This is a genomic window from Phycisphaeraceae bacterium, from assembly GCA_040222855.1.
GTDB lineage: Bacteria > Planctomycetota > Phycisphaerae > Phycisphaerales > Phycisphaeraceae > Mucisphaera.
In genome coordinates, this window is record JAVKCD010000019.1 from 209,086 (window position 1) to 234,126 (window position 25,041).

Here is a 25,041-nt window from a genome sequence, read left to right on the forward strand (position 1 = left end):
ACCGCTATCCTGTCATCATGCGTGTCTACCGGAGCCGTCACCGGCATAACCACGATGCGGCGGCCCATGAACAGGAGCACGAGCCCGCGCCGATTCTCGACCATGGTCTGGTCCCTCAGGGTGAGCCGGAACTGATCATGGATGCGGGGGGGCTTGATCGTGTCTTGAAGGTGCTAAAGGGTGTGGGGCGTTTTGGTTATGACACCGAGTTTATTGGTGAGACGACGTTTTTCCCGCGAATCTGCCTGATCCAGCTCGGCACGGCGGACGGTCTTTATCTGATTGATGCGTTGGCGGGTCTGGACCTGACGGGGTTCTGGGAGCTGCTGGCGGACCCTGGGGTGATGAAGCTGGTGCACGCGGGTCGGCAGGACCTGGAGCCGGTTCTGAGGCTGCTGGGGCGTCCGGCGCGGTCAGTTTATGACGTGCAGGTGGCGGCGGGGTTTGCTGGTTTTGGGTATCCGCTGTCGCTGGGGAAGTTGGTGATGGCGGCCACGGGGGCTGATTTAGGCCACAGCGTGAAGTTCAGTCAGTGGGATCGGCGTCCTTTAACGAGCGCACAGCTTCATTACGCTGCCAACGACGTGCGTTATCTGCCGCTTGTCTACGACGCGTTGTGCGCACGGATTGACGATTTGGGTCATACCGAGAAGGTCGCTGAGGAGATGGCTGCGCTCGAGGAGCCGGATCGGTATCGGCTCGATCCGCTGGGCGGGAGGCTCCGCGGCGCGGGGGCGGGGAAGTTGAATCGGCGTGAGCGGGTGATTCTGGATGCGTTGCTGGTCGAGCGTTTTGCGATTGCGCAGGAGGAGGATTTGCCGCCACGGAGTGTGATGGGTGATGACGTGCTGGTGCGGGTGGCGGGTGGTCAGCCGGAGACGGTGGATGCGGTCGCAAAGATCAAGGGTCTGCCGCGGCCGATCGCGACGGTGTATGGGGATCGGCTGCTGGCGGCGATCGAGCGGGGTCAGGAAAGTCCGATTCCGGCACGGCCGGGGCGGCCGAAGATCAATCCGGATAAGCATAAGAAGCGGGTGGAGGCGGTGTGGGAGCGGATGGAGGAGCGTTGTGCGGCGATGTCGATTGATCCTGCGGTGGTAATCAGCAAGCGTGATCTGGCGACGCTAGTGCTGCCTGTGAGGGATCGACTGGTGCGCGATGTCGCGGAGCCGAACGGGTGGCGGGCGGCGTTGCTTGATGGTTGTTGGCCTGAGGATCGGAATCCGATCGTTCCGATGGATGGAGCTGAGTCTTGATTGAGGCGGTGTACGAGGTTGCTGGGCGTGATCGTGGGGGGGCTGCGGACCTGGCGCTGCGGGTGGCGGTGGAGCAGTCGGTGGAGGTCCCGCTGGAGGTGGCGGAGGCGGCGGGTCTGCCGGAGGGGACGATCGGCGAGGTGGTGTCGGTTGATGAGGTGGAGGGCCGGTGGCGGGCGACGGTGCGGTATGCGACGTGGCAGGCGAGTGGTCGGCCGTCGCAGTTGATCAACCTGTTGACGGGTAACTGCTCGATGTACCGGGGTTCGCGGCTGGTGGACGTTCGGCTGCCGAGTGACTTTACGGATCGGTTCGAGGGTCCGCGATATGGGGTGGCGGGGTTGCGGGCGATGCTGGGTGTGCCGAAGCGCCCGCTGCTGTGTTCGGCGATCAAGCCGAGGGGGTTGTCGAATGAGGCGTTGGGTGATGTGGCGGCGGCGATGGCGCGGGGTGGGTGTGATCTGATCAAGGATGATCACAACCTGGTGGATGAGACGGCGGAAGCGTTTGCGGCGCGGATTAAGGTTTTTCAAGCGGCGGTGATGCGGGAGGCGGAGCGGTCGGGTCGGCCTTGCTGGTATCTGCCTTATCTGTCAGTGGGGCCTGCGGAGTGGGGTCCGTATCTGGAGGCGATCGAGCGGGAGGGGATTCGTGGGGTACTGGTGTCGCCGATGTTGATTGGGTTCGATGCCGTTTGGCATCTGCGGAAGACGACGGACCTGCTGCTGATGAGTCACCCGACGTTTGCGGGTGGGACGATGCTCGGGCCGGATCACGGCGTGGATCATGCGTTGCTGCTGGGGACGCTGGTGCGGCTGGTGGGTTGTGATGCGTCGGTGTATGCGAATGCGGGGGGTCGTTTTGATTTTGATCAGGCGACGTGTCTGCGGTTGGCTGATCGGTTGCGCGAGCCAGCGGGTGATCGTGGGGTGGGCCCGGCGTCGTGGCCGACGCCTGCGGGCGGGATGTCGGTGGAGCGGCTGGATGAACAGGCGAAGGCTTATGGAGCGGATACCTGCTGGCTGGTGGGCGGGGCGATGCTCAAGCATTCTGGGGGCGTTGAGCGTGGGGCGGCGGCGTTGCGGGCGGCGCTCGTCGCGAAGTTCGGTGATGAGCAGGAGACGCCTGTGGATGCGCGGCTGGCGAGTGCGTGCGAGATGCCGGGTACGGCGGTGGTTGGGCAAGAGGCGAGAGCTGTGTTGCGGCGGGCGGCTGAGGGTTGGGAGGGACGGTCGGCGGTTGCTTACAAGGGGGATGAGGCGCTGCCGTTTGCGGGGGTGAAGCGTTATGAGCTGATGGGCAAGGCGGGCGAGCCGATGGGGTTTGATGTGAGGTACTTCGAGTTGGAGCCGGGCGGCTACACGAGTTGCGAGAAGCATCGTCACGTGCACGCGATCATCGCGGCGGAGGGTGAGGGTGAGGTGGAGATTGGGGGGGAGGTTCATGCGCTGGGGCCGCATGATCTGGCTTATGTTCCGCCTCTGGCGATTCATCAGGTGCGGAACCGTTCGGCGGGTAAGGCGTTTGGCTTTTACTGCATCGTGGATCGTAAGCGGGATAGGCCGGTTGGGGCGTAGGTGGCGGTGGGTTTTTAGATCAGCGGTGTGTTAGCGCGGGGGTCCGAAGCCCCGGGGCGATCGGCGTGGTGGTTGTCCGCGCCACATTCTGGGGATGGAGGGGAAGTCTTGGGTGATGACGTAATAGTAGGTTCCGTTGGGGAACTCGGGGGTAACGCCGAAGCGGCCGTTGCATTCGTCGAGGTCACCGAGGTTGGGTACGTATTCGAAGTCGAGTCCGAAGGTGCCGTCGTAGGGTCCGCCTGGGCCTTGGGGGCTCGCGGGTCGATGGCCTTGTTTGAGTTGGTAGCTGGATTTGAGTTGGCGTAGTTCCGAGTTGGGGACCATGGGATCGTCGTAGCCCCATGGTCCGTAGATAGGGAAGCCGTCGAGTGCCCAGCCGAGATGCATGACGCGGTGGGTGTCCTGCTCGCCGGCGATGGTTTGGATGAGTCCTGTTGGGATGCCGTGGTAGTGGTATTTCCCGGTGGGCTGGACGTGCGCGTTGTTCTGGTCGAGTCCGAGGTTGATGCCGCCTGTGAGGGCTTCGTAGTTCCAGGGTGAGCGTCCACCGAAGGCTCGATCGCGTGTGGGGGTCCAGAACTCGGCGGTGCCGGCGTCGAAGATGACACCGTTGAGGGCAACGCCGAACTGCGGTCGGGCACTGGTGGGTTCGTCGCTGATGGTGGGGTTGAGGGGGAGTCTAAACTCATGATTCTGGGGTCGGATGGCGTTAGGGTTCCCGTTGTTGGGGAAGTCGCCGGTCTGGTGGTTGGGCAGTCCGTTGGCGCGGATCACGCGTGTGTCGCCTTCGATGGTGATGGAGATAATGGGTTCGGGGAGTTCGACGGGCTCCATGTGTCTGGGCGGTCGGTTTGTGGAGCGCTGGTTGTTGAAGGGTCGGTCGGCCTGTGCGAGTTGTTGAGGTTCATCATCATGGGTGTGGGAAGGGTGGGCTTGAAGGCTTGTTGTGAGCAGGAGTGCTAAGGTGAAGAGCGTGGTGCAGCAGAGGGTGGGTTTCATGGTGCTGGTCCTTTTGGGATGGCTTGGACAAGGAACCTCAGGGTATTTGGCGTGCACGTCGTGGGCTCTGATCTGATGTTTCTCTGCGTTGGCCACGTCGTTGCTCGCTTCGGGCGCTGTGAGGTCGCGAGGGGTCGTAGTCTTGGTTGATCTGGGGCATTCCTGCATCTGCTTGTGCGAGTGCGTTGGCGAGTATGCGTTGGAGTGAGGCGGTTCGGCGCGGGTCGGCCTGGCTGAGATCGTGCTGCTCGGCAATGTCCTTGCTGATGTCAAAGAGAAGGGTGTCACCTGATTCGTAGTAGGTGATGAGTTTGTAGCCGTCGAGGTAGATAGCGGATTGTGGTCCGCCTTGGCTCTGGTAGTGAGGGAAGTGGAACAAGAGGTGTTTCGACGGGCGAACGAAGCGATCGCCCTGACCTGCGAGCAGGGGTGTGATGCTTACGCCATCGAGTGATGGGGGGAGGTTGTTGCTGCGTGCCCACTGCAGGAAGGTGGGGAAGAGGTCGTAGCCGACGATGGGGGTGTGTGACCAGGAATCAGGTGGGATACCGGGGCCACGGATGATGAAGGGGATTCGGATCCCGCCTTCGCTGAGAGTCCCTTTCCCGCCAGAGAGGGGGCCTCGCGGGCTGGCTCCGCCACCGTTGTCTGAGGTGTAGATGACGTAAGTGTTTTTGGCCAATCCGAGTTGATCCAGAGTGTTGAGGACACGGCCTACGGCGGTGTCGAGGTCTTCGGAGAGTGCGGCTCGATTGGCCTGCCGACCTCGGAGGCCGGTTTCACTGGCGTACTTGGCCTTCGTGGCTTCGAGAGCATTCTCGGGTTCGTGGAGCGCATGCCAGGAGAGTTGAATGAAGAAGGGCTGATCGCTGGCCTGGCTCTGGTGCATGAACGTTGCGGCACGGTCAGCCATGCCGAAGAGGTCGACTGGGTTCGGGTCTTTGAACTGAGCGGCGGCTTCGTTGCCGAGGTTACCGTCGCTGGTTTTGAAACCGTGCTGCTCGGGCCCGCCGCCTAGGAGATGCCATTTGCCGAAGTGGGCGGTCGCGTAGCCGGCTTGCTGAAGACGTTCGGCCAGGGTGATTTCATTGTTCTGCAGGTCGCGTCTGCTGTCGGGTGTCAGGAGTTTTGTGTTGTCGGTCCGTGCTCGGGAAGGTGCTGCTGTGGTCCAGTTGAGTCTGGCGGGGGTTTGGCCAGTCATGATGCTTGCGCGCGTGGGGGAACAGACCGGCGCGGGCGCGTAGGCTGCGGAGAAGCGCATGCCCTCGCGGGCAAGGCGTTCCAGATTGGGTGTTTCGATGACTGAGCTACGGGAATCAGGGAGGTCCGGATGCATCTGGACCGATGTGCCATTCCATGACTGGTCATCGGCGAGCATGAGGATGATGTTGGGTGTCTGGCTGGATGATGGACTGGCGGGTGGATTCGTTTGTCCGTCAGATGTGGCGTTGCCGGTTATCAAGAGTAGGCCAGCGATCAGGGGGACGACGAAGCGTGATCTTGCTCGTGTTTGCATGAGATATCCCGCATTGGGTGACTAGCGGCAGGTGTCCGGTCGATGGGTTAACGCGGGATTCGGATGGTTATTGCATCGTGGATGAGGCAGGACTCGGGTATGGCACTTTCCAGAACCCTGACTCGCGGGTGATCAGCGGAGGGGTTCGACGAGGGTATAGAAGGTGTTGGGGTTGAGGGTGATGCGGGGGGTGTTGAGGGTTTGAGTGGTGGTGGGGTAGCCGTTGTGGTCGAGGGTGGTGATGCGGAGGGTGTTGGTGCCGACCTTGAGGTCGATGGTGGCGCGGATGGGCCGGGTCTGGATGGGGGCGGAGCCGATGGAATCGATGCGGAGGAGGTTGTTGTCGGTGGGGGTCGTTTTCCAGCCGTAGTTGGTTTCCTCGGTGACGGCTTGGATGAGGATGCGTTCGCTGACCACGAGAGGTCGGTCGTCGAGGGCGACGATGAGGATGGAGGCGTGGTCGTTGGTGGCGAGGATGATGGTGTCTCGTGTGATGACTTCGCCAGCGTTGGCGAGTTCGCCGATGACGCCTTGGGCGGCCGGTGTGTTGAGGATGAGCAGGCGGCGGTTGAGGTCGGTGGTGAGTTCGCCGTTGACGGAGGTGATGGTTCCATCGGGTGAGCGGTGGGCTTTGAGGTCGTCGGCGACGATGAGTCGGGATTCGTTGGCATCGGGTTCGATGCGGGTGCGGCCCAGGAGCGGGGCGATGGAGGTGAGGGTGTTGCGGCTGAGTTCGTTGACGGCCTGAGGTCCGACAGCGCGGAGGTCGTCGAGGTCGGCGGGTCTTGCGAGTTGGGAGCCTTTGAAGGCGAGGAGGTCGGTGCGGGTGAGTTGTTCGCGGATCACGATGGGTGCTTCGCTGACGAGTCCTTGGCGGAAGATGCGAGCGGCGGCGGGGAACTGGCCGGCGACGGCGGGGGAGAGGGTGGAGAACTTGGTGAGTTGGCGTTCCCAGTCGAGGGTCCCGACGGAGAAGAAAATGATGGCGTCGAGTCCGGAGGCGCGGCCGGTGGTGGCGGCGAGGAAGGTGGCCTCGGCGCGGTGGGCGTTGGGCATCGGGTAGCCGTACTCGGAAATGACGTGGGGGGTGTCGGCGTATTCGGGTCGTGAGGTGGCGGGGATTTCGCGGGCGATGGTCGAGCGGGATTGGTAGGTCTGGCCGGGGCGCAGGTCGTATGAGGCGGCATCGCCCTCGTGGCGTCCGCCTATGTAGGCATGACGGTCGAGGCTTCCGGTCACGGTGTTGGAGAGTTTTTCGAGAGGCAGGAGGGTGGGGTCGTCGGCGGTGATCCAGTTGGAAGCGACGATGGCGCAGCGGACGTTGAGGTCTTCGCGGAGGTAGCGCGTCGTGGCTGCGTAGAAGGCGGTCTGGAGGTCGGTGAAGAAAGCGAGTTGGTCGGAGGCGCGGCGAGGGTTGCGGGCGTTCTTTGCCCAGTCCTGGTTGGTGAGGAAGCCAGCGGGATAGAGGCCGACGCGGCCCTGGTCGAGATCGTCGCCTTTGACGCTTCCTGGGCGCACGCCCCATGACGTGAAGGCGGAGGCGAGGTCGTTGTGGCGGCGGCGGAGCCAGTTGGCGAAGACGCGCTCGAGGGTCTGAGTCGCTTGCTGGGAGATGGTTTCGTATGGGCTGAAGGTCCAGAAGAGGAGGGAGTCTTCGTTTTGGATCTCGATCCAGGCGACGGCGGTGTTGTCGGCGAGGGTCACGCCTGTGCGTGGTGAGGGTGTGTGGAGGAGGGCTTTCATCCAGGCACGGTGCTGAGCCTGGAAGGTGCGGTCGAAGAAGAGGAGGGCAAAGGGAGGTTGCTGGTCGGTGTAGCCGGGGAAGCGGGGGTCGTTGTTCAGGCGGATCCAGAGGGGGAAGTAGAAGGAGAGGGTTGAGTAGATGCCCTCATCGGCGAGGGCTTCGATCATGAGGATGGTGTTGTCGATGCGCTGGGTGTCGATCTGGTCGGGGCGGTCGGTCGAGACCCTGTGGTGGAAGCGAGCGAGGTTGACGCCTAGCTTGGCGAGTTTTCGGGCGAGGTAGGCGCGTGAGGCGTCGTCGGTGGGGAGGATGCCGAGGTTGACGCCCCAGAAGCGGGCGGGGTCGCCGGTGTGCTGATAGATGAAGTCGGTGCCTTGGGGGATGACGAAGCCGTGGTCGCCAGCGCGGGGGTGGTTGAGGGATCGGAGGTCGATGGGCGAGGGGTCGAAGGGGTCGGGCGGTGGCTCGAAGGGGAGGTAGCCGGGGTCGGAGCGGCCAAGGGCTTGGCCGGGCTTGAGTTTGCCGTTGGGGATGAAGGGTTGATCGGTAAGGAGGAAGCAGTCGAAGGCGGCGGGGCCGGCATCGGGGAGCATCTCGATCCAGAGGACGGTGTGGCCCTGGTCGAGGGTGACTTCGCCCAGGTGGACCCAGTTGGCTTCGAGGTGGGTGCGGAGGACGGTGCGGTCGGCGAGGGTGATGTCACGGGAGCAGGTCTGCCAGGGCTGGTCGTCGAAGCGCCAGCGAAAGGGGCCGTGTTTCCAGAACTTGCGGGACCAGAACTGGTAGGTGCCGGGCTGGTTGATCTCGATGCGGTAGGAGATGCGGGCGCCGGCAGCGCGATCGGTCTGGAGCCAGTCGCCAGCGGAGAGGGCGTCGCGTTCTTCGCGGGTGTTGGGGGAGAAGCTGTTGGATGGCGGGAAGGTGTGGCGGACGGGGTGTTCGGCTTCCCACCAGATGGTGCCGCTGGCCTGACTCGTGAGGCGAGGGTTGAGCAGGACAAAGAGAAGGAGGCAGACCACACGAATCTGAAGGGTGCTTGGCACCCAGGCGTGTGTCACCGGTTGGTAATCAGCTCGCTTCGTTCCATGAGACGAGGTCGTTGCGGTAGAGCTGGGCGTAGTGGCCGTTTTCTTGGAGCAGTTCATGGTGATCCCCGCTTTCGGTGATGTGGCCGGTCTGGATGACAAGGATCCTGTCTGCGGAGCGGATTGTCGAGAGGCGGTGGGCGATGACGAAGGCGATGCGGTTGTGGAGTACGCGTTCGATGGCTTGTTGGATGAGACGTTCGGTCTCGGTATCGACAGAGGAGGTGGCTTCATCCATGACGAAGATGGCGGGGTCGGCGATGACGGCGCGGGCGAGCGCGATGAGTTGTTTTTGGCCTGTGGAGAGGAGGATTCCGCCCGAGCCGACGGGGGTTTGGTAGCCGTGTTCGAGTTCGCGGATGAAGCGGTCGGCGCGGACGATGGCGGCGGCTTCGGCAACTTGTTCATCGGAGGCGTCGAGTCGGCCGTAGCGGATGTTCTCGGCGACGGTGCCAGTGAATAGGTGGGGTTGTTGGAGGACGATGCCGAGTCGTGACTGGTACCAGGCGAGGGAGCGATCGCGGTATTCGACGCCGTCAAGGAGGATGCGGCCCTGCGTGGGTTCGTAAAAACGGCAGAGGAGGGAGACGAGTGTGGACTTTCCGCCCCCGGTGGGTCCGACGAGGGCGATGGTTTGGCCGGGCTCTATGTCGAGGTTGATGTCCTTGAGGACGGGGCGGTCAGGGTTGTAGCCGAATGCGATGTTCTCGAAGCGGACGCGCTCGATGCGGTCGGGCAAACCGTCGATGGCTTGTCCGGGTTTGGGTTGGGTGGTGGCGATGCGTTGCGTGATTTCGGCGCTGTCGCGGATGGCGGGGACGGTTTCGAGGAGGTCGGTGATGCGTTCGGCGGAGGCCTGGGCGCTCTGGATCATGGTGAGCTGGCGGGCCATTTCCTTGATGGGTTCCTGGAGGAAGTTGGCGAAGCTCATGAAGAGGACGAGGGTTCCGATGGTAATGATCTCGCGCTCGACGAGGATTCCGCCCCGCCACAGGGCGGCGGCGATCCCGATGGAGCAGATGACAGAGACGACGGGCATGAAGGCGGCGGCGTACTTGGCGTGGGCCATGGACTCGGTGTACTGGCGTTGGGAGACCTCGGCGAAGTCGCGGGCGTTGTTGTGTTCCTGCACGAGGGTTTTGGTGGTTCGGACGCCGAGGATGGACTCGTTGTAGGTCGCGGTGATGCGTGATGCGGTTCTGCGGACGTGGCGGGCGGTATCGAGGAGTCGGACCTGGAAGAAGCGTCCGACCCAGAAGAGCATGGGGATGATGCAGAGGATGACGAGTCCGAGTTCAAGGTTGATCCAGAGCATATAGACGGCGATGGCGGTGATGGTGGCGGAGCCCCAAGCGAGGTCGAGGGTGGCCCAGCCCATGATGCGGGCGATCTTGTTGCAGTCGGAGGTGAGTCTGGACATCAGCCAGCCGGTGGGTCTTGTGTCGAAGTAGGCGAACTCGAGGTCCTGGAGTTTGTCGAAGCCGTCACGGCGGATGTCGTGGGCGATGTTGGCGGTGACAGAGCCAACCAGATTGATGAAGGCGACGATTGCAGCGGCCATGGTCATCACCAGGGCGATGAAGATTGGGATCATGAACTGGATGGTCTCGCGGTCGGCTCGGTCGGCGGCGTCGATGACCTTGGCCATGACAGTCGGGAAGCCGATCTCGAAGGAAGCGACGACGAGAGCTATGGCGATAATGCCGGCAAAGGGCCAGGTGTAGGGGCGTGCGAAAGCGATAACGCGGAGGAAACTGGCGGCGCGAAACTTCTGGAGTGGTGCATCGTCTTCGAAGTATCCATCAGACATGGGTGGGCTCCTAGTTGGGCTGGTCGTCGATGGTGCCTGATTGGATGGCCCAGAGGCGCTGGTAGGGGCCGGGTTGGGTGATGAGTTGCTGGTGGGTCCCGCGTTGGATGATGCGGCCGTGATCGAGAATGAGGATGAGGTCGGCGTGGATCACTGTGGTGAGTCGATGGGCGACAAGGAGGGTGATCTGCTCGGCGTGTCGTTTGCGGAGTCCCTGGAGGATGCGCTGCTCGGTCTGGGTATCGACGGCGGAGAGGGCATCATCGAGGAGGAGGATTGGGGCGTCGCGGAGGAGGGCGCGGGCGATGGCGAGGCGTTGGCGTTGTCCGCCTGAGAGGGTGACGCCACGTTCGCCGACAAGGGTGTCGTATCCGCGTTCGAAATCGAGGATGGAGCTGTGGATCGAAGCGGTTTCGGCGGCACCGGCGAGCTGGTCGTCGCCAGCGGATCTGGCGGCGAGGAGGAGGTTCTCGCGGACGGATCGTGAGTAGAGGAAGGGTTCCTGCAGGACGGACGATATCTGTCCGCGGAGGGTTTGTCGGGGCAGTTGGGTGATGTCGTGACCTGCGAAGGTGACGGTGCCTTCTGCGGGCGTGATGAAGCGGAGCAGCAGGCTGATGAGGGTGCTCTTGCCGGAGCCGGAGGGCCCGAGGAGTGCAACGGTCTGGCCGGGTTTGGCGGTGAAGGAGATATCGTGGAGGACGGGTTCGGCGTCGTCGTAACGAGCGGTGACGTTGGTGAAGACAAGGTCGCCTTGGAGGCGGTCGGGGAGGTTGTTTGTGGGCTGAGGGTCGTTGATGGTTTCTTCGGGTGTGGCGAGGACCTCATTGATGCGGCCAGCGGCAACGATGGCCTTGCCCCATTCGCCGAGGATGCGACCGAGTTGGCGCAGCGGCCAGCCGACCATGCCGATGTAATACCAGTATTGGTAGAGCTGTCCGATGGTGATCCCGCCTTGGTCGGGCCCGAGGATGGCGAGGTGGGCACCGTAGAACAGAGCGAGTCCGAGCTGGCTGAAGATGAGCAAGTCGGTGAGTGACCAGAAGCGAGCGAAGAGCACAAAGAGTCGTATTTCGCCATCGCGGAAGGCGGCGTTCCGCTCGGCGAGTTTGGTGCGTTCGTAGTCTTGTCGTGCGAAAGCTCGGACGACGCGGATACCGGAGATATTCTCCTGGATGGTGGCGGTCAGAGCGCCTTCGGCCTCATCCATCGTCTTGAAGCTGTTGCGGATGGAGAAGAAGAAGTAGGTGGAGACGAACAGGAGGACGGGCATGAGGATGGTGGAGATGAGTCCCATGCGCCAGTCGATCCAGAATAGGATGGGGACGATGAGGGCGGCGAGTAGGACGACGCGGAAGAGTTCGACGATCTGACTACCGACGAAGAGTCGGACGGTGTCGATGTCGGAGGTACAGCGTTGGACGAGGTCACCGGTCTCGGCATGAGCGAAGTACTGAACGGGGAGTCGTTGGAGGTGGTCATACATCCGGTCACGGACGCTGCGCGCGATGCGTTCGGAGGCGTAGGCGGTGTAGCGTCCGCCTAGGTACTCGAACACCGCACTAGCCGAAACGATGATGAGGACGAGTGTTCCTGCGGCGGCGAGGATCGTGGCGGTGGTGTAGTTCTGGCTGATGGATGACCAGAGTTCGAGGAGCCATGCGGGCCCCTGCGTGGCATCGTTGCGGAGGACGAAGTCGATCGTGTAGCGCACGATGACCGGTGTGCCGATGACGGCGAGGCCAGCGGATGCGATCACGGCGAGAAACGCCGGGAGATAGTCGCTGATCCTGCTGAGGATGAGCGAGGTGATCGAGAGCGTGGATTTAGATCGAGACACAGGGTATTCCCGTGGTCAGTGGGGGTGCTGCGCTTCGGCGTAAGCCGGGCGCAGCCGTAGAGTAGGGTGAGGATGTGCGGTGGTCGCTGAGGCGTAGCGCGAGGCTGCGGGTCAGCGGCGGGTGGCGTGGATAATCATGAGCATGAGCGTGCCTCCCGAAGTGGGGAAGCGAGCACCATACTCAACCGGCGCAGCGGATGCCAGCGTGTTGAGAGAGAAATGAGAAAAAAGTTCAGCGCCTGCTGAGCAAAAGAGCCGGGAGGCCGAGGAGTAGGGCCGAGGCAGGTTCGGGAAGCGCAAGAGGAGCGGCTGCGGGTGTGGCGTCGAAACCGAAGGCTGAGGCGAGGAGTGAGAGGTCGATGAGATCGACGACGGCGTCGCCGTTGAAATCACCCAGAGACCAGCGGGCGTCGGTTGCGCCAAAGTGGGTGGCGAGTGTTGAGAGATCGACGAGATCGACTTTGAAGTCGAGGTTGGTATCGCCTAGTTCTGATCCGAAGATGTCGCGGACCCAGAAGGCGATGTCATCGGCGTCGGTGTCGAGGTCACCATCGAGATCGAAGGCTGGGTCGCCTAAGAGGGTTGCCAGGAGTTCGAGGTCTCGGAGGTTGACCATAGCGTTGAGGTCAATGTCGCCTGGGACATCGCCGAGATTGACATTAACGATGGTGGCTCGTGCAAGGGGATCGCCGAGGACCATGTTTTGCCAGGAGAGGTAAGGGATGCCTGACCAGGCAGCTTCGACCCATGACAATCGTTGGAAGGCTCCGAGGTCGGTCAGGAAGTTGGGGAGGAGATGTTCGTTGTCGGCCATGCCAAAGGTAAACGGCTCGTAGACAGCGCCGATCCCGAAGGTTCCGCCTGCTGCTATCCAGTCAGCGAGTTGCGCCTGATCGTTATAGCCATTGACGATGCCGTTGAAGTTGCGGGCAGAAAAACTTTCGGTGCTGTTATAGATAGCACCATCGACAAGCTGGTCTGACCATGTGTTGATGAAACCACGATTATCTGTGTTACCGCCATTGTGGTTTCCGCCGTAGGTAATGAGGCCTGCGACGGGCCCTTCGACGACGCGAGCGCTGGCGGTTCCGAGAAAGGCGGCGGTCTCTTCACCAAGAAGAAACTCTGAGCCGTTATCGTCGAACTCAACGGCATTGTAGTAGAAGGGAGTTGAGTTGACGAAATCATCGAAGTCATCGCCGCCCTCATTGAGGCCGTTGAAGATTGACCAGTCGAACTCACTGCTTGAGTTTTCATCGACGACGATGGTGTAGTGACTAGTGTTGTAGATGGGGTTTTTAGCGCGATCAATCATCGCCAGAACATCTTTGACGGAGTAGCCATCGAGACGCGATGTAAGCAGCATGTCGCCAGCATCAGACTCAGTGCCTCCGGGCTCTCTCATGCGGTAGGCTGTTCCGCCGCCGATGATCTGGAAGCTGTTGGGATTGGTGATCGTTGAGCGATCAAAGTCTGTGATCTTCGACGTGCTACTCCAGTAGGGGTTGGTCACAAAGTTATCGGAGGCGGAGTCAAAAGGTCCGTTGGCCTCGCCAGTCTCGGTGTCCTGCCAGAGGAGTGTGAGTTCAGAATCGACGGAGGCGTAGGTTGCGTTGTCGGCATTGAGCAGATTGACGGCTGTGGGCGGATTGTTGCCGGCGCTGGGTGTGTTGCGATCGTCGATGCGATGGGGGATGCCCTTGGTGAGGGTGATGACGGCGACCTGCTGCTCGAGGTTGTTGGTGGTGAGATAGTCGCGGATGGGGTCGCGGAGTTTGCCGGTGTAGTCGGCATAATCGAAGAAGGTGCTGCCGGTGACGGTCGGGTCGTTGAGATCGAAGCCTAGGACGCCGGGGCGTGAGGTGAGGTAGTGGTTGTAGACGGCGACGCTATCGGCCTGGGCCGAGTTGTAGACGACCAGGACGTTGTCCTCGTCCAGTGCGAGAGCGGGAGCGGCCGCAGCAAGCAGTGTGCAAGCGGCTGCCAAGAGCCCGCGGGCACTGGTGCAAAGCGATGGATAGAGCTTGGGCATGCATTCCCGATCGAAGGCGGGGGGTTTCTCCCCGTGAGTTGGAACGCACGGGATACCTACATTATGCACGATGGACCCCTGCTGGGTCGTAATTTTCGGTGATTCATCGAGTTGCGCGTCTGGATAAAGGGGTTTTGCAGGCCTTGGGGTCGGTCTATCAGGCCTGAACGATACGGGCGGAAGGGTTTACCTGGTTTCTCATAACCCCCCGAGTGTCCACGATCAGGCGGGCGTGCTGGGCGATCATGGACCAGTCGTACCAGCCGTGGTGGCAGGCAATAACAATAGCATCGGCGTCGGCGAGAGCCTGCTCTGACCAGTCGATGCTCTTGAGCCCGAGGTTCAGACCGTTAGCAACGGGTGCTTCGGGCAGGTAGGGGTCGTGGTAGGTGATGCGGGCACCGAGTTGGCGAAGTCGGCGGATCAGTTCGTAGCTTGGTGACTCGCGGACGTCATCGACATCAGGTTTGTACGCGAGACCAAGGATCAGGATTTTGGCATCGCGAACGGAAAGGCCGGCGTCGTTGAGCGCGAGGGCGGTGCGTTCGACGACGTAGCGCGGCATGGCGTGGTTGACCTCACCGGCGAGCTCAATGAAGCGTGTGGGTTGACCCGCCGCTTTGGCACGCCAGGCCATGTAGAAGGGGTCGATCGGGATGCAGTGCCCGCCGAGGCCGGGGCCGGGGTAGAACGGTTGGAAGCCGAAGGGCTTGGTGGACGCGGCCTGGATGACTTCCCAGATATCGACGCCTATGTCGGAGAGGACAACTTTCATCTCGTTGACGAGCGCGATGTTGACGGCGCGGTAGATGTTTTCGAGGAGCTTGGCGGCCTCGGCGACTTCGGCAGAGGAGACCGGCACGACCTGATCGAAGGCCGTTTGGTAGAGCGCGGTCGCGCGACGTGTGGCTTCATCGTCGAGCCCGCCAACGAGTTTGGGGACGCTGCGGAGCGTCTGGTCCTGGCGGCCGGGGTCTTCGCGCTCGGGTGAGTAGGCGATAAAGCAATCGGAACCTGGGGTGTAGCCGTGGGCAGTGAGGATGGGGGCGACGAGGTCCCGGGTGGTGCCGGGGTAGGTCGTGGATTCGAGGACGACAAGGGCACCTCGCCTGAGTCGTTGGGCGGCGGTGGTGGCTGCCTCGATGACGTGGCTCAGGTCGGGTTCGCGGTGTGGCCCAAGAGGGGTGGGCACGGCGATGAGCACGGCGTCGGCTAGCCCGATGGCGACGGGGTCGGTGGTGGGTGTGAAGCGGCCGGAGCGGATGGCCTCAGCGACGCGGGTTTCGGGGATATGCCGGAGGGTGCTGCGGCCCTCAGCGAGCCTGGCGACCTTGGAGGCGTCGAGGTCGAAGCCAATCACCTTGAGCCCGGCTTCGGCGAGTGTGAGCGCCAGCGGGAGACCGACGTAGCCCAGGGCCATCACGGCCACGGTGGCTGGGGGGTGCAGGGCGAGGGGTTGATCAGTGTTCTCAGTCACGCCGAGGATGATAGCCCGTGTCGGGGGTGTTCTGTGATGTGTGTGGAATAGTGGGGGCATGGCCGTGGTTGACGGATTTACCCGGCTAGAGGCCGGGCATGGCAGAACGACGGACCTTGGCCTAGGATTCGTGAAACGAGAACCCCTTGCTCGCTGCGGCGGGCTGAACCTGAAGGATAGAACTATGGCCAGTGAAACTGTGCTGGAGCTCACCGATTCGAACTTTGACCAGGAAGTCATCAACAGCGATCAGCCCGTGCTGGTCGATTTCTGGGCCGAGTGGTGCCAGCCGTGCCGGATGCTCGGACCGACGATAGACGAACTGGCGACTGAGTACCAAGGCAAGGTCAAGGTTGGTAAAGTGGATACGGACAACAATCGCGACACCGCTGTGAAGTACGGCATTCAGTCGATCCCGACGGTAATGCTGTTCCAGAAGGGTGAGGTCGTGAAAAAGTTTGTCGGCCTCCAGCCAAAGCCGGCTTTCGCGGCGGAACTCGACAAGGTCTCCGGCTAAACCGCCGGTTTAACCAGCCCCCCCACCGATGCCCGCGGCGTGCTCTGCAATAGAGCCCCGCGGGCGTCTTATTTTGACCGATAGGCGATAAGCTCTGGGACAACAGTGGAGGTCCTGATGTCGACACGATTCGAGCAGACGCGGCTGGATAACGGCCTAGAAATCGTAACCGAGAGCTGGCCTTCGGCGTACACCTCGGCGATTGGGTTTTTCGTGCGTGCGGGAGCGCGTGACGAGACGCCGAAGCAGATGGGGGTGTCGCACTTTCTTGAGCACATGATGTTCAAGGGCACAGCGTCGCGGAGTGCGGAGGAGGTCAACCGGGCTTTTGATGAGGCGGGGGCGAACTACAACGCTTACACCTCGCACGAGCAGACGGTGTATTACGCGCATGTGCTACCCGAGCGGCTGGATGAAGTCACAGACCTGTTCGCGGACATGCTGCGGCCCGCGCTGCGAGAAGAAGACTTCGATATGGAGAAGAACGTCATCCTCGAAGAGATCGGGATGTACGACGACCGGCCGGACTGGCGGCTGCAGCACGAGTTGCTTGAGCGGTATTTCGGCCATCACCCGCTGGGCTTTCGAGTGTTGGGCACCCATGACACGGTCTCGAAGCTGACGGCGGAGGGGATGCGGAAGTATTTCGATCATCGCTATGCGAGCAATCAGATCGTTGTTGCGGCGGCGGGGCATGTGGATCACGCTCACCTGGTGAAGCGGGTTGGTGCCTTGACGGATCATTGGAAGGCTTCTGACCTCAATGGTCGTCATCCGGCGGAGCCAGCGGCGGCGGCAGGGCCCGTGACGGTTCAGGATGACAAGGCGGCGCGACACTACTCGGCTTTTGTGTGCCCGGCCCCCGGGATGCAGGATGAGCGGCGGTATGTCGCCAAGATTTTTGCGGACCTGGTCGGTGACGGCGAAGGTTCGCGGCTGTTTTGGGCGCTGATCGATCCGGGGCTGGCTGATGAGGCCGACCTCTCTTACGACCCTCATACCGATGGCGGGGTGTATATGGCGTACGTGGCTTGCCCGCCTGGCGATGCGGAGCGGGTTGAGACGATCCTGATGGAGACCCTCAAGTCGGTGGCCACGGACCTGGATGAAGATGAGTTGACACGAGCAAAAAATAAACTGGCCACGTCGGCGACGCTTCAAGGTGAACGGCCGAGCGGTCGGATGCACGCCATCGGTTCTCAGTGGCTCAATCTGGGGACCTACAGCACGCCCAGGGAAGAACTTGAGCGGCTGATGGCGGTGACGCGACAGGATGTGCTGAGTCTGATCGAGGCTTTTCCGATCGAGCCGCGAACGTGGGTGCGGATGTCACCTTCGGGGAAAGGCTGATCGATGCACCCGATCTCGGAGATTCTTGATGAGCTTCGTCAGGGGAAGATGATCGTTCTAGCGGACGACGAGCACCGCGAGAACGAGGGTGATCTGGTGATCGCGGCGCAGTTCATCACGCCTGAGGTGATCAGTTTCATGCTCCGTCAGGCGGCGGGGATGATGTGTATTGCGTTGAGCCCGGCGATCTGTGATCGGCTGCGGCTTGATCCGCAAGCGGTGGTTAATACGTCGTCTCGCAGCACGGCGTACACGGTGTCGGTGGATGCCCATGATCGTTACGGGGTGACGACAGGTGTGAGTGCGCAAGATCGGGTGACGACGCTTCGGCTGCTCGCTGATCCGGCGTCGGGTCCGATGGATTTTGTGCGGCCGGGGCATATCCACCCGCTGCGGGCTCGGGCGGGAGGTGTGCTGGTGCGTACCGGGCAGACGGAGGGATCGGTTGATCTGTGTCGCCTCGCGGGTCTTGAGGAGGCGGCGGTGATCATCGAAGTGATGAAGGGCGACGGCACCATGGCCCGGCGGCCGGACCTTGAGCGATTGTGCTCGGAGCACAACCTGAAGATGTGCACGGTGGCGGACGTGATCGAGCACCGTTTGTCTCGGGAGTTGCTGGTCGAGCGGGTCGATGAGGCCGAGATCGAGACGGCGGAGGGCCCATTTCGGCTGATTGCTTTTGAATCGCGCGTGGACCCGATGCCGCATGTGGCGTTGGTGAAGGGGGAGATCGGGCGACTCGACGCGGACGGGCTGCCAGTGGATATCGATGAGCCGGTGCTGGTTCGGATGCACAGCCAGAATCTGCTGGGTGATGTTTTTGGTGACGTGAGCAAGCCGTCGGGCCGATCGCTTCGGGCGGCGATGCGGAAGATCCAGGCTGAGGGGCGCGGCGCGGTGGTCTATCTCCGGCACGAGGGGATGGGTGCGGGGTTGCTCAAGCGATTGCAGACGCTAAAGGAATCGGAGCGTTCGGATGAGCCGCGGCCCCAGCCGGTGCGCAGTCAGGAGCATCCGGGGGTTCGCCCGCCCGCTCGCAAGCAGGACTACGGGATCGGGTCGCAGATCCTTCGGAATCTGGGGATTCGGCGTCTAAAGCTGCTGACCGATCACCCGTTTACGCCTACGGCGCTGAGCGGGTTTGGGCTGAGCATTGAGGGGTTCGAGGGGCTGCTGGATGACGCTTCAGAGGACTGAGGCGATCTCCCGATCACTCGTCATCGTTACTGATCCCGCGGTAGCCACGGCTCGGGGCATCCTCGTCTCTGGGCTGTGCTTGAGGCTCGTCCTCATCGTGGGCCGAGAGCACGCTATTGGAGTAGCCCCGGCTGCCTGAGGGCTGATCGGAATCAGACATCGAGGAGGCGGAAGGGTGCTCAGCGCGGAGGTCGTTGTGCCGATTGGTCGGGGCTTCGCCGCGAGGACGGGCCTCGTTGATGGTGAGCGGACGGTTATTAAACGGCTGACCGGCGAGCGCCTCGATGGCTTTGGCACCCTCATCGTGATTCGGCATCTCGACGAAGGCGAAGCCTCGCGGACGACCGGTTTCGCGGTCAAACACGAGGGTGGCTCGATCGACCACGCCAAAGGGCTTGAAGTGCTCGACGAGGTCCTGATCGGTGGTGTCGTAGGGCAGATTGCCGACGTAGATATTCACGCCCCTGTGTCCTTCATGGTGAGTTAATAAACGGCCGGGAACCCGCAGACAGCTTTGAACAACGCAGGATGCTTCCCGGTGTGACCTAGAACACTAGCCCGGAAAGCGGGTGAGTTCAAGGGCTGGGTCACGATGGTTTGATCAGCTCAGGAGCATTTCCAGGTCCTCGCGGGAGAGTTGCTGGAGGCCTTCGTCGGTCTGTTGCTGGTCGACGACGGCTTCGGCAAGCTGTTTTTTCCGCTTCTGGAGCTGCTGGATGCGTTGTTCGACGGTTCCCTCGCAGATCATGCGGTAGGCAAAGACGGGCTTGGTCTGGCCGATGCGGTGGGTTCGGTCGATGGCCTGGGCCTCGGCGGCGGGGTTCCACCAGGGGTCGAGGATGAAGACGTAGCCGGCGGCGGTGAGATTGAGGCCGACCCCGCCAGCCTTGAGGCTGATGAGGAAAGCGGGGATCGAGGCGCTGTTCTGGAATCGCTCGACCTCTTCCTTGCGGTTTCGGGTCTGGCCGTCGAGGTAGCACAACGGGATGCTCTTGGCCTCGAACCGCTTGCGGACCAAGGCGAGCATGGAGGTGAACTGGCTGAAGATGAGGACCTTGTGTCCTTCTTCGATCAGGTCTTCCATCATCTCCATCAGGGCGTCGAGCTTGGCCGAGGAGGTCTGGTCGTATTCGGACGAGATGAGCGCGGGATGGCAAGCGGCCTGCCGGAGACGGAGGAGGGCTTCGAGGACCATGACCGAGGAGTGACGCATGACCAGGTCGTTGCCGGTGGTGGCGCCAGCGGCGTCGAGCTGGGTGAGCAACTGGCCGCGGTAGTGGTCGCGCAGCTTGTCGTAGACCTTGCGCTGGTCGGGGTCCATGTCGCAGAGGATGGTCTGCTCGGTCTTGGGCGGGAGGTCCTTGAGGACCTGGTCCTTGGTCCGACGGAGGATCATCGGGCGCAGGGCGCGGGCGAGCTGCTGGATCGCTGGCATCACATCGTCTTCAACATCGTCGTCATCGTTAACGGCTTCGGCAGCAGTGACCCCACCGTTGGCGGGTGCCGTGCCATTGGTGACCCTAGCATTGGAGGCCTTGACGAGTTCGCTGAATCGGCTTGAGACGCCGAGCATGCCGGGGTTGAGATACTCGAAGATGGACCAGAGGTCGCCGAGGTGGTTCTCGATCGGCGTGCCGGTGAGGGCGAGTCGGTGGCGAGCTTCGATGAGTCGGCTGGCGCGGGCGACTTGGGACATCGGGTTCTTGATCGCCTGCGCCTCGTCGAGGATGGCGTAGTCGAAGGTGATCTCCTGGAGCTGCTCGACGTCACGGCGCATCAGGCCGTAGGAGGTCACCACGAGGTCGTAGCTGCCGAGTTTCTTGAGGTCCGCAGCGCGATCGGGTCCGGTGTAGGCGAGCACGCGAAGCTCTGGCGTGAATCGCTCGGCCTCGTCGATCCAGTTGAACACGACGGATCGCGGCGCGACGATGAGGGTCGGGTTAGTGACCGGCGAGCCCTGCGGCTGGTCAGGGTTGAGCGAGGGTTCATCGGAACCATGCCGGACACGAGCCTGGAGCATCGCGAGCACCTGGATCGTTTTACCAAGGCCCATGTCGTCGGCGAGGATCCCGCCCAGGCTGAGCTGGCGCAGAAAATGAAGCCACCCAAGACCGACACGCTGGTAGGTGCGGAGCTTGCCGTGGAAGGTCTCATCGGGGTCGATCGGCTCGACCGAAGCGCCCTGGGCCAGAGACGCGCGGAAGTTGTCGAAATGCTCATCGGTTTCGAGTGTGGTCTTGTCCGCGAGCATGGTGTCGAGGAGGGCAGCCTGCGAAGCGCGGAAGCGGAGGTGATCACCCTGAGCTTTGCCGAGTGCGGTCAGGAGTCCGCGATCGGCGAGCCATTCTTCTGGAAGGAGGCCGGTCGAGCCATCATCCAGCCGGACCAGATTCTGCCCGCTGCGGACGGCCTCGACGATCTGCGGGAGCCCAACGGTGACGGTCGCGCCGTCATCGGTGGTGTAGCTCACTTCGCCGCGGAGCTCGAACCAGTCGATACCCGAGCGGATGGCCAGGCGCGGGTCACTGGGGCGTCGCACAGCAGCGTCTTCAGCGAGGACGATCCACTGGCGGCTGATGAGGTCGGCCACGACGCCGAGAACGTCGCGCCGGCGGATCGAGAGCAACGGCCGGCCGTTGGGTGATGTGCCTGCCGAGCGGAGCCCGAGGATGCCGAGTCGTTCTGCGGCGGCACGTTCGGAAGAGCGGTCGCGGAGGACCAGATCAGTGGCGGTCGCCACGGCTTCGGTGGCTTCGGTGGCTTCGCCTTCAACGGGTTCAAGCGGGGCTTCCTGGGGCGCGATGTAGCTGCCCGGGGTGCCCCATTCGATCCGGGTGCCGGCGTAGTCGAACGACAGTTTGGCCAGGAGCTGCTGACGGCTGTTCGAGCTCTCTGCGACGCCATCCGCGGCGGAGAGGATCTCAAGTCGCGGGGTCGGTGTCGTTTGAACGACAGGACGGCCGACGCCCTCGGGCAGGTCGAGTTCGGGCAACTGCGGGAGCCTGTAAAGCCGGTCGAGGAAGCGTTCGACATCGGCCTTGGGGATCAGCAGCGAGCGGTCGCCATCGTCGATGGGATCGTTCTCACGAAACTGCCAGACCCAGCGGGAGGACCCGCCGTCTTCAAAGCAAGAGGCTCGGCCCTGGACCACAGCGACGCCACCCGACCCTGCGAGCAGCAGGGAGGGCTCATGGATGGGGACGTTGGCGTTGCCCCGGCGAAGCTCGGCGCTGAGGCGCAGGTTCTCGTTGGTGTCGTCCCACTGGCCAACCGCCCAGAGGGACCAGTGCCCCGCGTCATCCCACGACAGCGGCTGTTCGTTGGGGTGCTCAGGATCGGTGATGAGCACCGCCCTGCCGGTTGAGGCGACTAAGCGGAGCACGCGTTCGGTCGCGCTGCGGGGGACCGCGAACAGTGATCCGGAGCGATCACCACGCGAGACGGTGGTGTCCTCCGAGTCCGTCATGGTCGTGGCGCCAACGAGAAGCGTGGCGATCTCACGATCGGTTTCTTCAGTGAGCGTCGCCAGCGTCGAGGGTGCCAGGCGGAGAGCTCGGGGGCGACTCCAGCCGCGTGCAATAGGGGTCTGCTGCCGGAGTTCGAGGATCAGTTGGTGGTGGCGGTGAGACAACTCAACGCGAACAACGTACTGGATACGTCTGGGAGCCAGCAGGTCATCGACTTCGGGCTCGGTGTTCTCCATCGAACTGGGGCGGAGAAGGGTCAGGCGCCCGGACCACTCGGGTTCTGAGCGAACCGGCGAGCGTGATTCTTCGGGGCGTTTACGCGCTCGTGGCGGCCGGACGCTCAGCTCCCGGATCTGCCGGGCCAGCTCTGCGGTCCCCGCGATCGAGGGCCGGCTCTGGAGGTCCACCAGGCTGGCCCAGATGTGCCTGCAGAACAAACCGTTATCAAACACCTCGCACCCGCATTCAGCGATCGCCGCCCGGTCCTCCTTGCGGAGGATAACCAGGTGCTCCCCGTCATCGTTGACGAGGAACCGGACCAGTTCGGTCTCGGTCTCGGGTGTTGAGCGATCCACGGCACCAGCCTGCTGAAGCTGACGGCCACGGACCCGCTCATCACTCTGAAAGAAGGGTGACCACGACGTCACCAAGGACATAAGCATTCACCCCATCGTTCGGGACAGCGGTCTCTGAGTAAGAGGAACAAGGTTATCTCGCCAGCGTGTGCGGGGCAATCCGGCTCCCCGATCCAGCCGACTTTGACCTATCCTTCGCCGGTGGCTGAACCGGTGAACTTCCTGCTTGTACTTCCCTGGCTGTTGGGCTGGGCCCTGACGCTCGTCTGGTTCTGGCGGCGCGGGGTGATCGGTCCGCGGGCTCGGCTGGTGGCCTCCGCAGGACCGATCTCGCCTCTGGATGGCCTGGTCGCGATCCTGCTGGTGATCGGGGGGTCAACGGCGTTCGGTCTGGTCGTCCAGCAACTCGGCCTGAACGCGGAATCATCCAGCGACCTGACCAAGGCGTTGCTGATCCCTGCGGGTCAGTTCGCGTTTCTGGGGATCGCGGGACTCTACGGGCTGGTTGTGATGATGCAGGGGGCTAAGCACACAGCGCCGACGATCCATCACCTGGTGTTGATTACGGCAGGCGGGTGCGTCGCCACGATCACGCTTGGGCAGGGGACGGTGGTGGTGATCGCGTGGATCGGATCGTTACTGGGATTTGAAGCCCCGACGATCGCGCACAAGGGGCTGGTTGAGATCATTGCGGCTTCGGACCCACTGGTGCTGACCATCCGGCTGGCCTCGGCGTTGCTATTGGCACCGGTCTTCGAGGAACTGGTGTTTCGCGGAATTATCCAGCGGGCGATTCACAGCGCAATCGGGAGCATCTGGCCGACGCTGATCCTGACCTCACTGTTCTTCGGGCTCGTGCACGCTTCACTCGTTCCGTTGCAGGGATTGCCCGGACTGGTTGTGCTTGGTGTTATTTTCGGTTGGCTTTACGCGCGCACCGGGCGGCTGTGGGTTGCGATCGTCGCACACGTTGTCTTCAACGCATTCAATGTCGCGATGGCCTTCATCTTCTACGCGGCCTCAGTGCCGCCAGCTTCTTAGGATGAGCCTATGAACAAGACCATCGAATGGATTGGCGACGCTGACTCAGGATTCCTGCGACTCCTCGATCAGACCAGACTTCCTGGTGAGACGGTTTTTCTCGACTGTGCTGATGTTGATGCGGTCTGGCACGCGATCAAACGACTCTCGGTGCGTGGGGCACCGGCGATCGGAATCTCTGCAGCGTATGGCTGCGTGCTCGGGGCACGCGAGGGTAAGCTCGCCGAGTCGATTGCCTACCTCCGCACCTCGCGGCCGACGGCGGTCAATCTCTTTTGGGCCCTCGACCGCATTGAATCACTCGGTGACGCCGATGCCCACCGGGTGCTGAACGAGGCCAGGGCGATTCACGCGGAAGACGAGGCGATGTGCCAGCGTATCGGCGAGCACACCCTCGATATCCTCCAGAAGCTGACCGGTCAGAACCAGGATCGAGACCTGCGGCTGATTACCCATTGCAACACCGGTCGGCTGGCCACGGGTGGGATCGGAACCGCCGTCGCCGGGGCCTATCTGGCCAAGCAGGCAGGCCGGAACGTGGTGGTCTTCGCTGACGAGACTCGCCCGCTGCTGCAAGGCGCACGACTGACGGCGTATGAGCTGGGCGAAGCGGGCATCGACGTTCGGGTTGGTTGTGATGGAGCCGCCAGCGAGGTCATGCGGTGCGGGATGGTCGATGCGGCAATCGTGGGCGCTGATCGCATCGCCGCCAACGGCGACACGGCCAACAAGGTCGGCACCTGCGGACTCGCCGCTCTGGCGCGACACCACGGTATCCCTTTCCTGGTTGCAGCGCCAGTGACGACCTTCGATCTCAAGACCGCCAGCGGAGCCGAGATCCCGATCGAACAGCGAGCCGGAGAAGAAGTCACCGAGGGGATGGGACGACGAACCGCGCCACCGGGTGTCGCTGTCTTCAACCCGGCTTTCGACATCACACCCGCTGAGTTGATCACGGCGATCGTGACCGATCGTGGCGTTATCTCGCCCGTGAACGAAGTCGAAGTACGCCAACTCATCGGGGATTAACTCATCACGACACCTCGATGAGACAGCGCCCTTCAGTCTCTCTCGCGCAGCGCGTGACAACCATCCCGCGCTTTTTCAAGGAGACGACTCAGCCGCTGGAGTTCGTTGTCGGAGAGCTGCCCGAGTTGCCTGTGGTGAATCTCGGTTTTCGACGCTTCAAGTTTATTCAGCAGGTCAAGGCCCTTGCGGGTGATGGACACCAGCACCAGCCGCCTGTCCTCTTCGGTGCGGTGACGCGCTGCAAAGCCATCATTGACCAGGCGATCGACCAGGCGCGTGACGTCCGGCACGCGGGCGACCAGTTGCTCGCCGATGTCCTGAGACGGAACCGGATCGGGGTGATGCCCACGGAGGATGCGCAGCGCGTTGTAAGTCGATTCGGACAGCCCCACGGACTTGAACAGCCTGCGAAACGCCTCCGAGAGCGTGTGATGGGTGCGGACTAGGTTGAGGTAGGCCTCCTCCGCGGGGTCATCGAAGGGACGCTTCTTGCCGATCTCGTCTTGCAGCCGCGCCATAGCTCTTC

Annotated in this window: 17 protein-coding genes; 7 read left to right on the forward strand and 10 right to left on the reverse strand. The window is 62.6% G+C overall.

Annotated elements, in window-relative coordinates; genetic code table 11:
* Positions 1-17 precede the first annotated feature (17 nt).
* On the forward strand, positions 18-1,256 hold the full coding sequence (locus RIG82_06110; protein ID MEQ9460505.1) for an HRDC domain-containing protein: 1,239 nt from the start codon (positions 18-20) through the stop codon (positions 1,254-1,256).
* Positions 1,253-2,833: a RuBisCO large subunit C-terminal-like domain-containing protein gene (locus RIG82_06115; GenBank protein MEQ9460506.1), complete on the forward strand. Its 1,581-nt coding sequence runs from the start codon at positions 1,253-1,255 to the stop codon at positions 2,831-2,833. Before RIG82_06110 ends, RIG82_06115 begins: the two co-directional genes overlap by 4 nt.
* A gap of 30 nt (positions 2,834-2,863) precedes the next feature.
* On the opposite strand, the gene RIG82_06120 is transcribed toward RIG82_06115, so the two are convergent.
* From RIG82_06120 to RIG82_06150, 7 genes are all read right to left on the reverse strand, one after another.
* Positions 2,864-3,835, reverse strand: a complete 972-nt coding sequence (locus RIG82_06120) for a YHYH protein (GenBank protein ID MEQ9460507.1) — start codon at positions 3,833-3,835, stop codon at positions 2,864-2,866.
* A 37-nt stretch (positions 3,836-3,872) separates the two neighbouring features.
* A complete protein-coding gene (locus RIG82_06125) occupies positions 3,873-5,351 on the reverse strand; it encodes a sulfatase (protein MEQ9460508.1) in 1,479 nt (492 codons plus the stop codon).
* A gap of 132 nt (positions 5,352-5,483) precedes the next feature.
* Positions 5,484-8,138, reverse strand: coding sequence for a hypothetical protein (locus RIG82_06130; GenBank protein MEQ9460509.1), 2,655 nt, complete (start codon positions 8,136-8,138; stop codon positions 5,484-5,486).
* Between the two features lie 25 nt (positions 8,139-8,163).
* Positions 8,164-9,990 carry an ABC transporter ATP-binding protein gene (locus RIG82_06135; protein ID MEQ9460510.1) on the reverse strand — a complete coding sequence of 609 codons (1,827 nt, stop codon included), beginning with the start codon at positions 9,988-9,990 and terminating at the stop codon, positions 8,164-8,166.
* A gap of 10 nt (positions 9,991-10,000) precedes the next feature.
* Positions 10,001-11,830 carry an ABC transporter ATP-binding protein gene (locus RIG82_06140; GenBank protein ID MEQ9460511.1) on the reverse strand — a complete coding sequence of 610 codons (1,830 nt, stop codon included), beginning with the start codon at positions 11,828-11,830 and terminating at the stop codon, positions 10,001-10,003.
* A gap of 232 nt (positions 11,831-12,062) precedes the next feature.
* The gene (locus RIG82_06145) at positions 12,063-13,862 is read right to left on the reverse strand and encodes a hypothetical protein (GenBank protein MEQ9460512.1); all 1,800 of its coding nucleotides are present in this window, start codon (positions 13,860-13,862) and stop codon (positions 12,063-12,065) included.
* Between the two features lie 157 nt (positions 13,863-14,019).
* Positions 14,020-15,339: a nucleotide sugar dehydrogenase gene (locus tag RIG82_06150; protein ID MEQ9460513.1), complete on the reverse strand. Its 1,320-nt coding sequence runs from the start codon at positions 15,337-15,339 to the stop codon at positions 14,020-14,022.
* Between the two features lie 58 nt (positions 15,340-15,397).
* Between RIG82_06150 and trxA the strand changes: the two genes are divergently transcribed.
* The 3 genes from trxA (at position 15,398) to ribB (ending at position 18,403) form a co-directional block, all read left to right on the forward strand.
* Complete coding sequence (gene trxA / locus RIG82_06155) at positions 15,398-15,856, forward strand: thioredoxin (protein MEQ9460514.1); 459 nt, start codon at positions 15,398-15,400, stop codon at positions 15,854-15,856.
* Between the two features lie 117 nt (positions 15,857-15,973).
* On the forward strand, positions 15,974-17,206 hold the full coding sequence (locus RIG82_06160) for a pitrilysin family protein (protein ID MEQ9460515.1): 1,233 nt from the start codon (positions 15,974-15,976) through the stop codon (positions 17,204-17,206).
* Between the two features lie 3 nt (positions 17,207-17,209).
* A complete protein-coding gene (gene ribB, locus RIG82_06165; GenBank protein ID MEQ9460516.1) occupies positions 17,210-18,403 on the forward strand; it encodes a 3,4-dihydroxy-2-butanone-4-phosphate synthase in 1,194 nt (397 codons plus the stop codon).
* A 13-nt stretch (positions 18,404-18,416) separates the two neighbouring features.
* Here the strand turns inward: ribB and RIG82_06170 are convergent, their stop codons facing one another.
* A complete protein-coding gene (locus tag RIG82_06170) occupies positions 18,417-18,863 on the reverse strand; it encodes an RNA-binding protein (protein ID MEQ9460517.1) in 447 nt (148 codons plus the stop codon).
* 141 nt (positions 18,864-19,004) lie between these two features.
* Positions 19,005-22,532, reverse strand: a complete 3,528-nt coding sequence (locus tag RIG82_06175; GenBank protein ID MEQ9460518.1) for a DEAD/DEAH box helicase — start codon at positions 22,530-22,532, stop codon at positions 19,005-19,007.
* A 114-nt stretch (positions 22,533-22,646) separates the two neighbouring features.
* Between RIG82_06175 and RIG82_06180 the strand changes: the two genes are divergently transcribed.
* Together RIG82_06180 and mtnA are read left to right on the forward strand one after the other, a co-directional pair.
* Positions 22,647-23,486 (forward strand): CPBP family intramembrane glutamic endopeptidase, encoded by an 840-nt coding sequence (locus RIG82_06180; protein ID MEQ9460519.1) that lies wholly within the window; start codon positions 22,647-22,649, stop codon positions 23,484-23,486.
* A gap of 9 nt (positions 23,487-23,495) precedes the next feature.
* Positions 23,496-24,515 carry an S-methyl-5-thioribose-1-phosphate isomerase gene (gene mtnA, locus RIG82_06185; GenBank protein MEQ9460520.1) on the forward strand — a complete coding sequence of 340 codons (1,020 nt, stop codon included), beginning with the start codon at positions 23,496-23,498 and terminating at the stop codon, positions 24,513-24,515.
* A 32-nt stretch (positions 24,516-24,547) separates the two neighbouring features.
* Here mtnA and RIG82_06190 read toward each other — a convergent pair whose 3' ends face one another.
* Positions 24,548-25,033 carry a MarR family transcriptional regulator gene (locus tag RIG82_06190; protein MEQ9460521.1) on the reverse strand — a complete coding sequence of 162 codons (486 nt, stop codon included), beginning with the start codon at positions 25,031-25,033 and terminating at the stop codon, positions 24,548-24,550.
* Positions 25,034-25,041 lie beyond the last annotated feature (8 nt).

Bases quoted from the DNA above. Each gene is read 5' to 3' on its own strand.
- RIG82_06110 (MEQ9460505.1), top strand. From the start codon at position 18: ATGCGTGTCTACCGGAGCCGTCACCGGCATAACCACGATGCGGCGGCC.
- RIG82_06120 (MEQ9460507.1), bottom strand. From the start codon at position 3,835: ATGAAACCCACCCTCTGCTGCACCACGCTCTTCACCTTAGCACTCCTG.
- RIG82_06125 (MEQ9460508.1), bottom strand. From the start codon at position 5,351: ATGCAAACACGAGCAAGATCACGCTTCGTCGTCCCCCTGATCGCTGGC.
- RIG82_06135 (MEQ9460510.1), bottom strand. From the start codon at position 9,990: ATGTCTGATGGATACTTCGAAGACGATGCACCACTCCAGAAGTTTCGC.
- RIG82_06145 (MEQ9460512.1), bottom strand. From the start codon at position 13,862: ATGCCCAAGCTCTATCCATCGCTTTGCACCAGTGCCCGCGGGCTCTTG.
- trxA (MEQ9460514.1), top strand. From the start codon at position 15,398: ATGGCCGTGGTTGACGGATTTACCCGGCTAGAGGCCGGGCATGGCAGA.
- RIG82_06160 (MEQ9460515.1), top strand. From the start codon at position 15,974: ATGTCGACACGATTCGAGCAGACGCGGCTGGATAACGGCCTAGAAATC.
- ribB (MEQ9460516.1), top strand. From the start codon at position 17,210: ATGCACCCGATCTCGGAGATTCTTGATGAGCTTCGTCAGGGGAAGATG.
- RIG82_06175 (MEQ9460518.1), bottom strand. From the start codon at position 22,532: ATGCTTATGTCCTTGGTGACGTCGTGGTCACCCTTCTTTCAGAGTGAT.
- mtnA (MEQ9460520.1), top strand. From the start codon at position 23,496: ATGAACAAGACCATCGAATGGATTGGCGACGCTGACTCAGGATTCCTG.
- RIG82_06190 (MEQ9460521.1), bottom strand. From the start codon at position 25,033: ATGGCGCGGCTGCAAGACGAGATCGGCAAGAAGCGTCCCTTCGATGAC.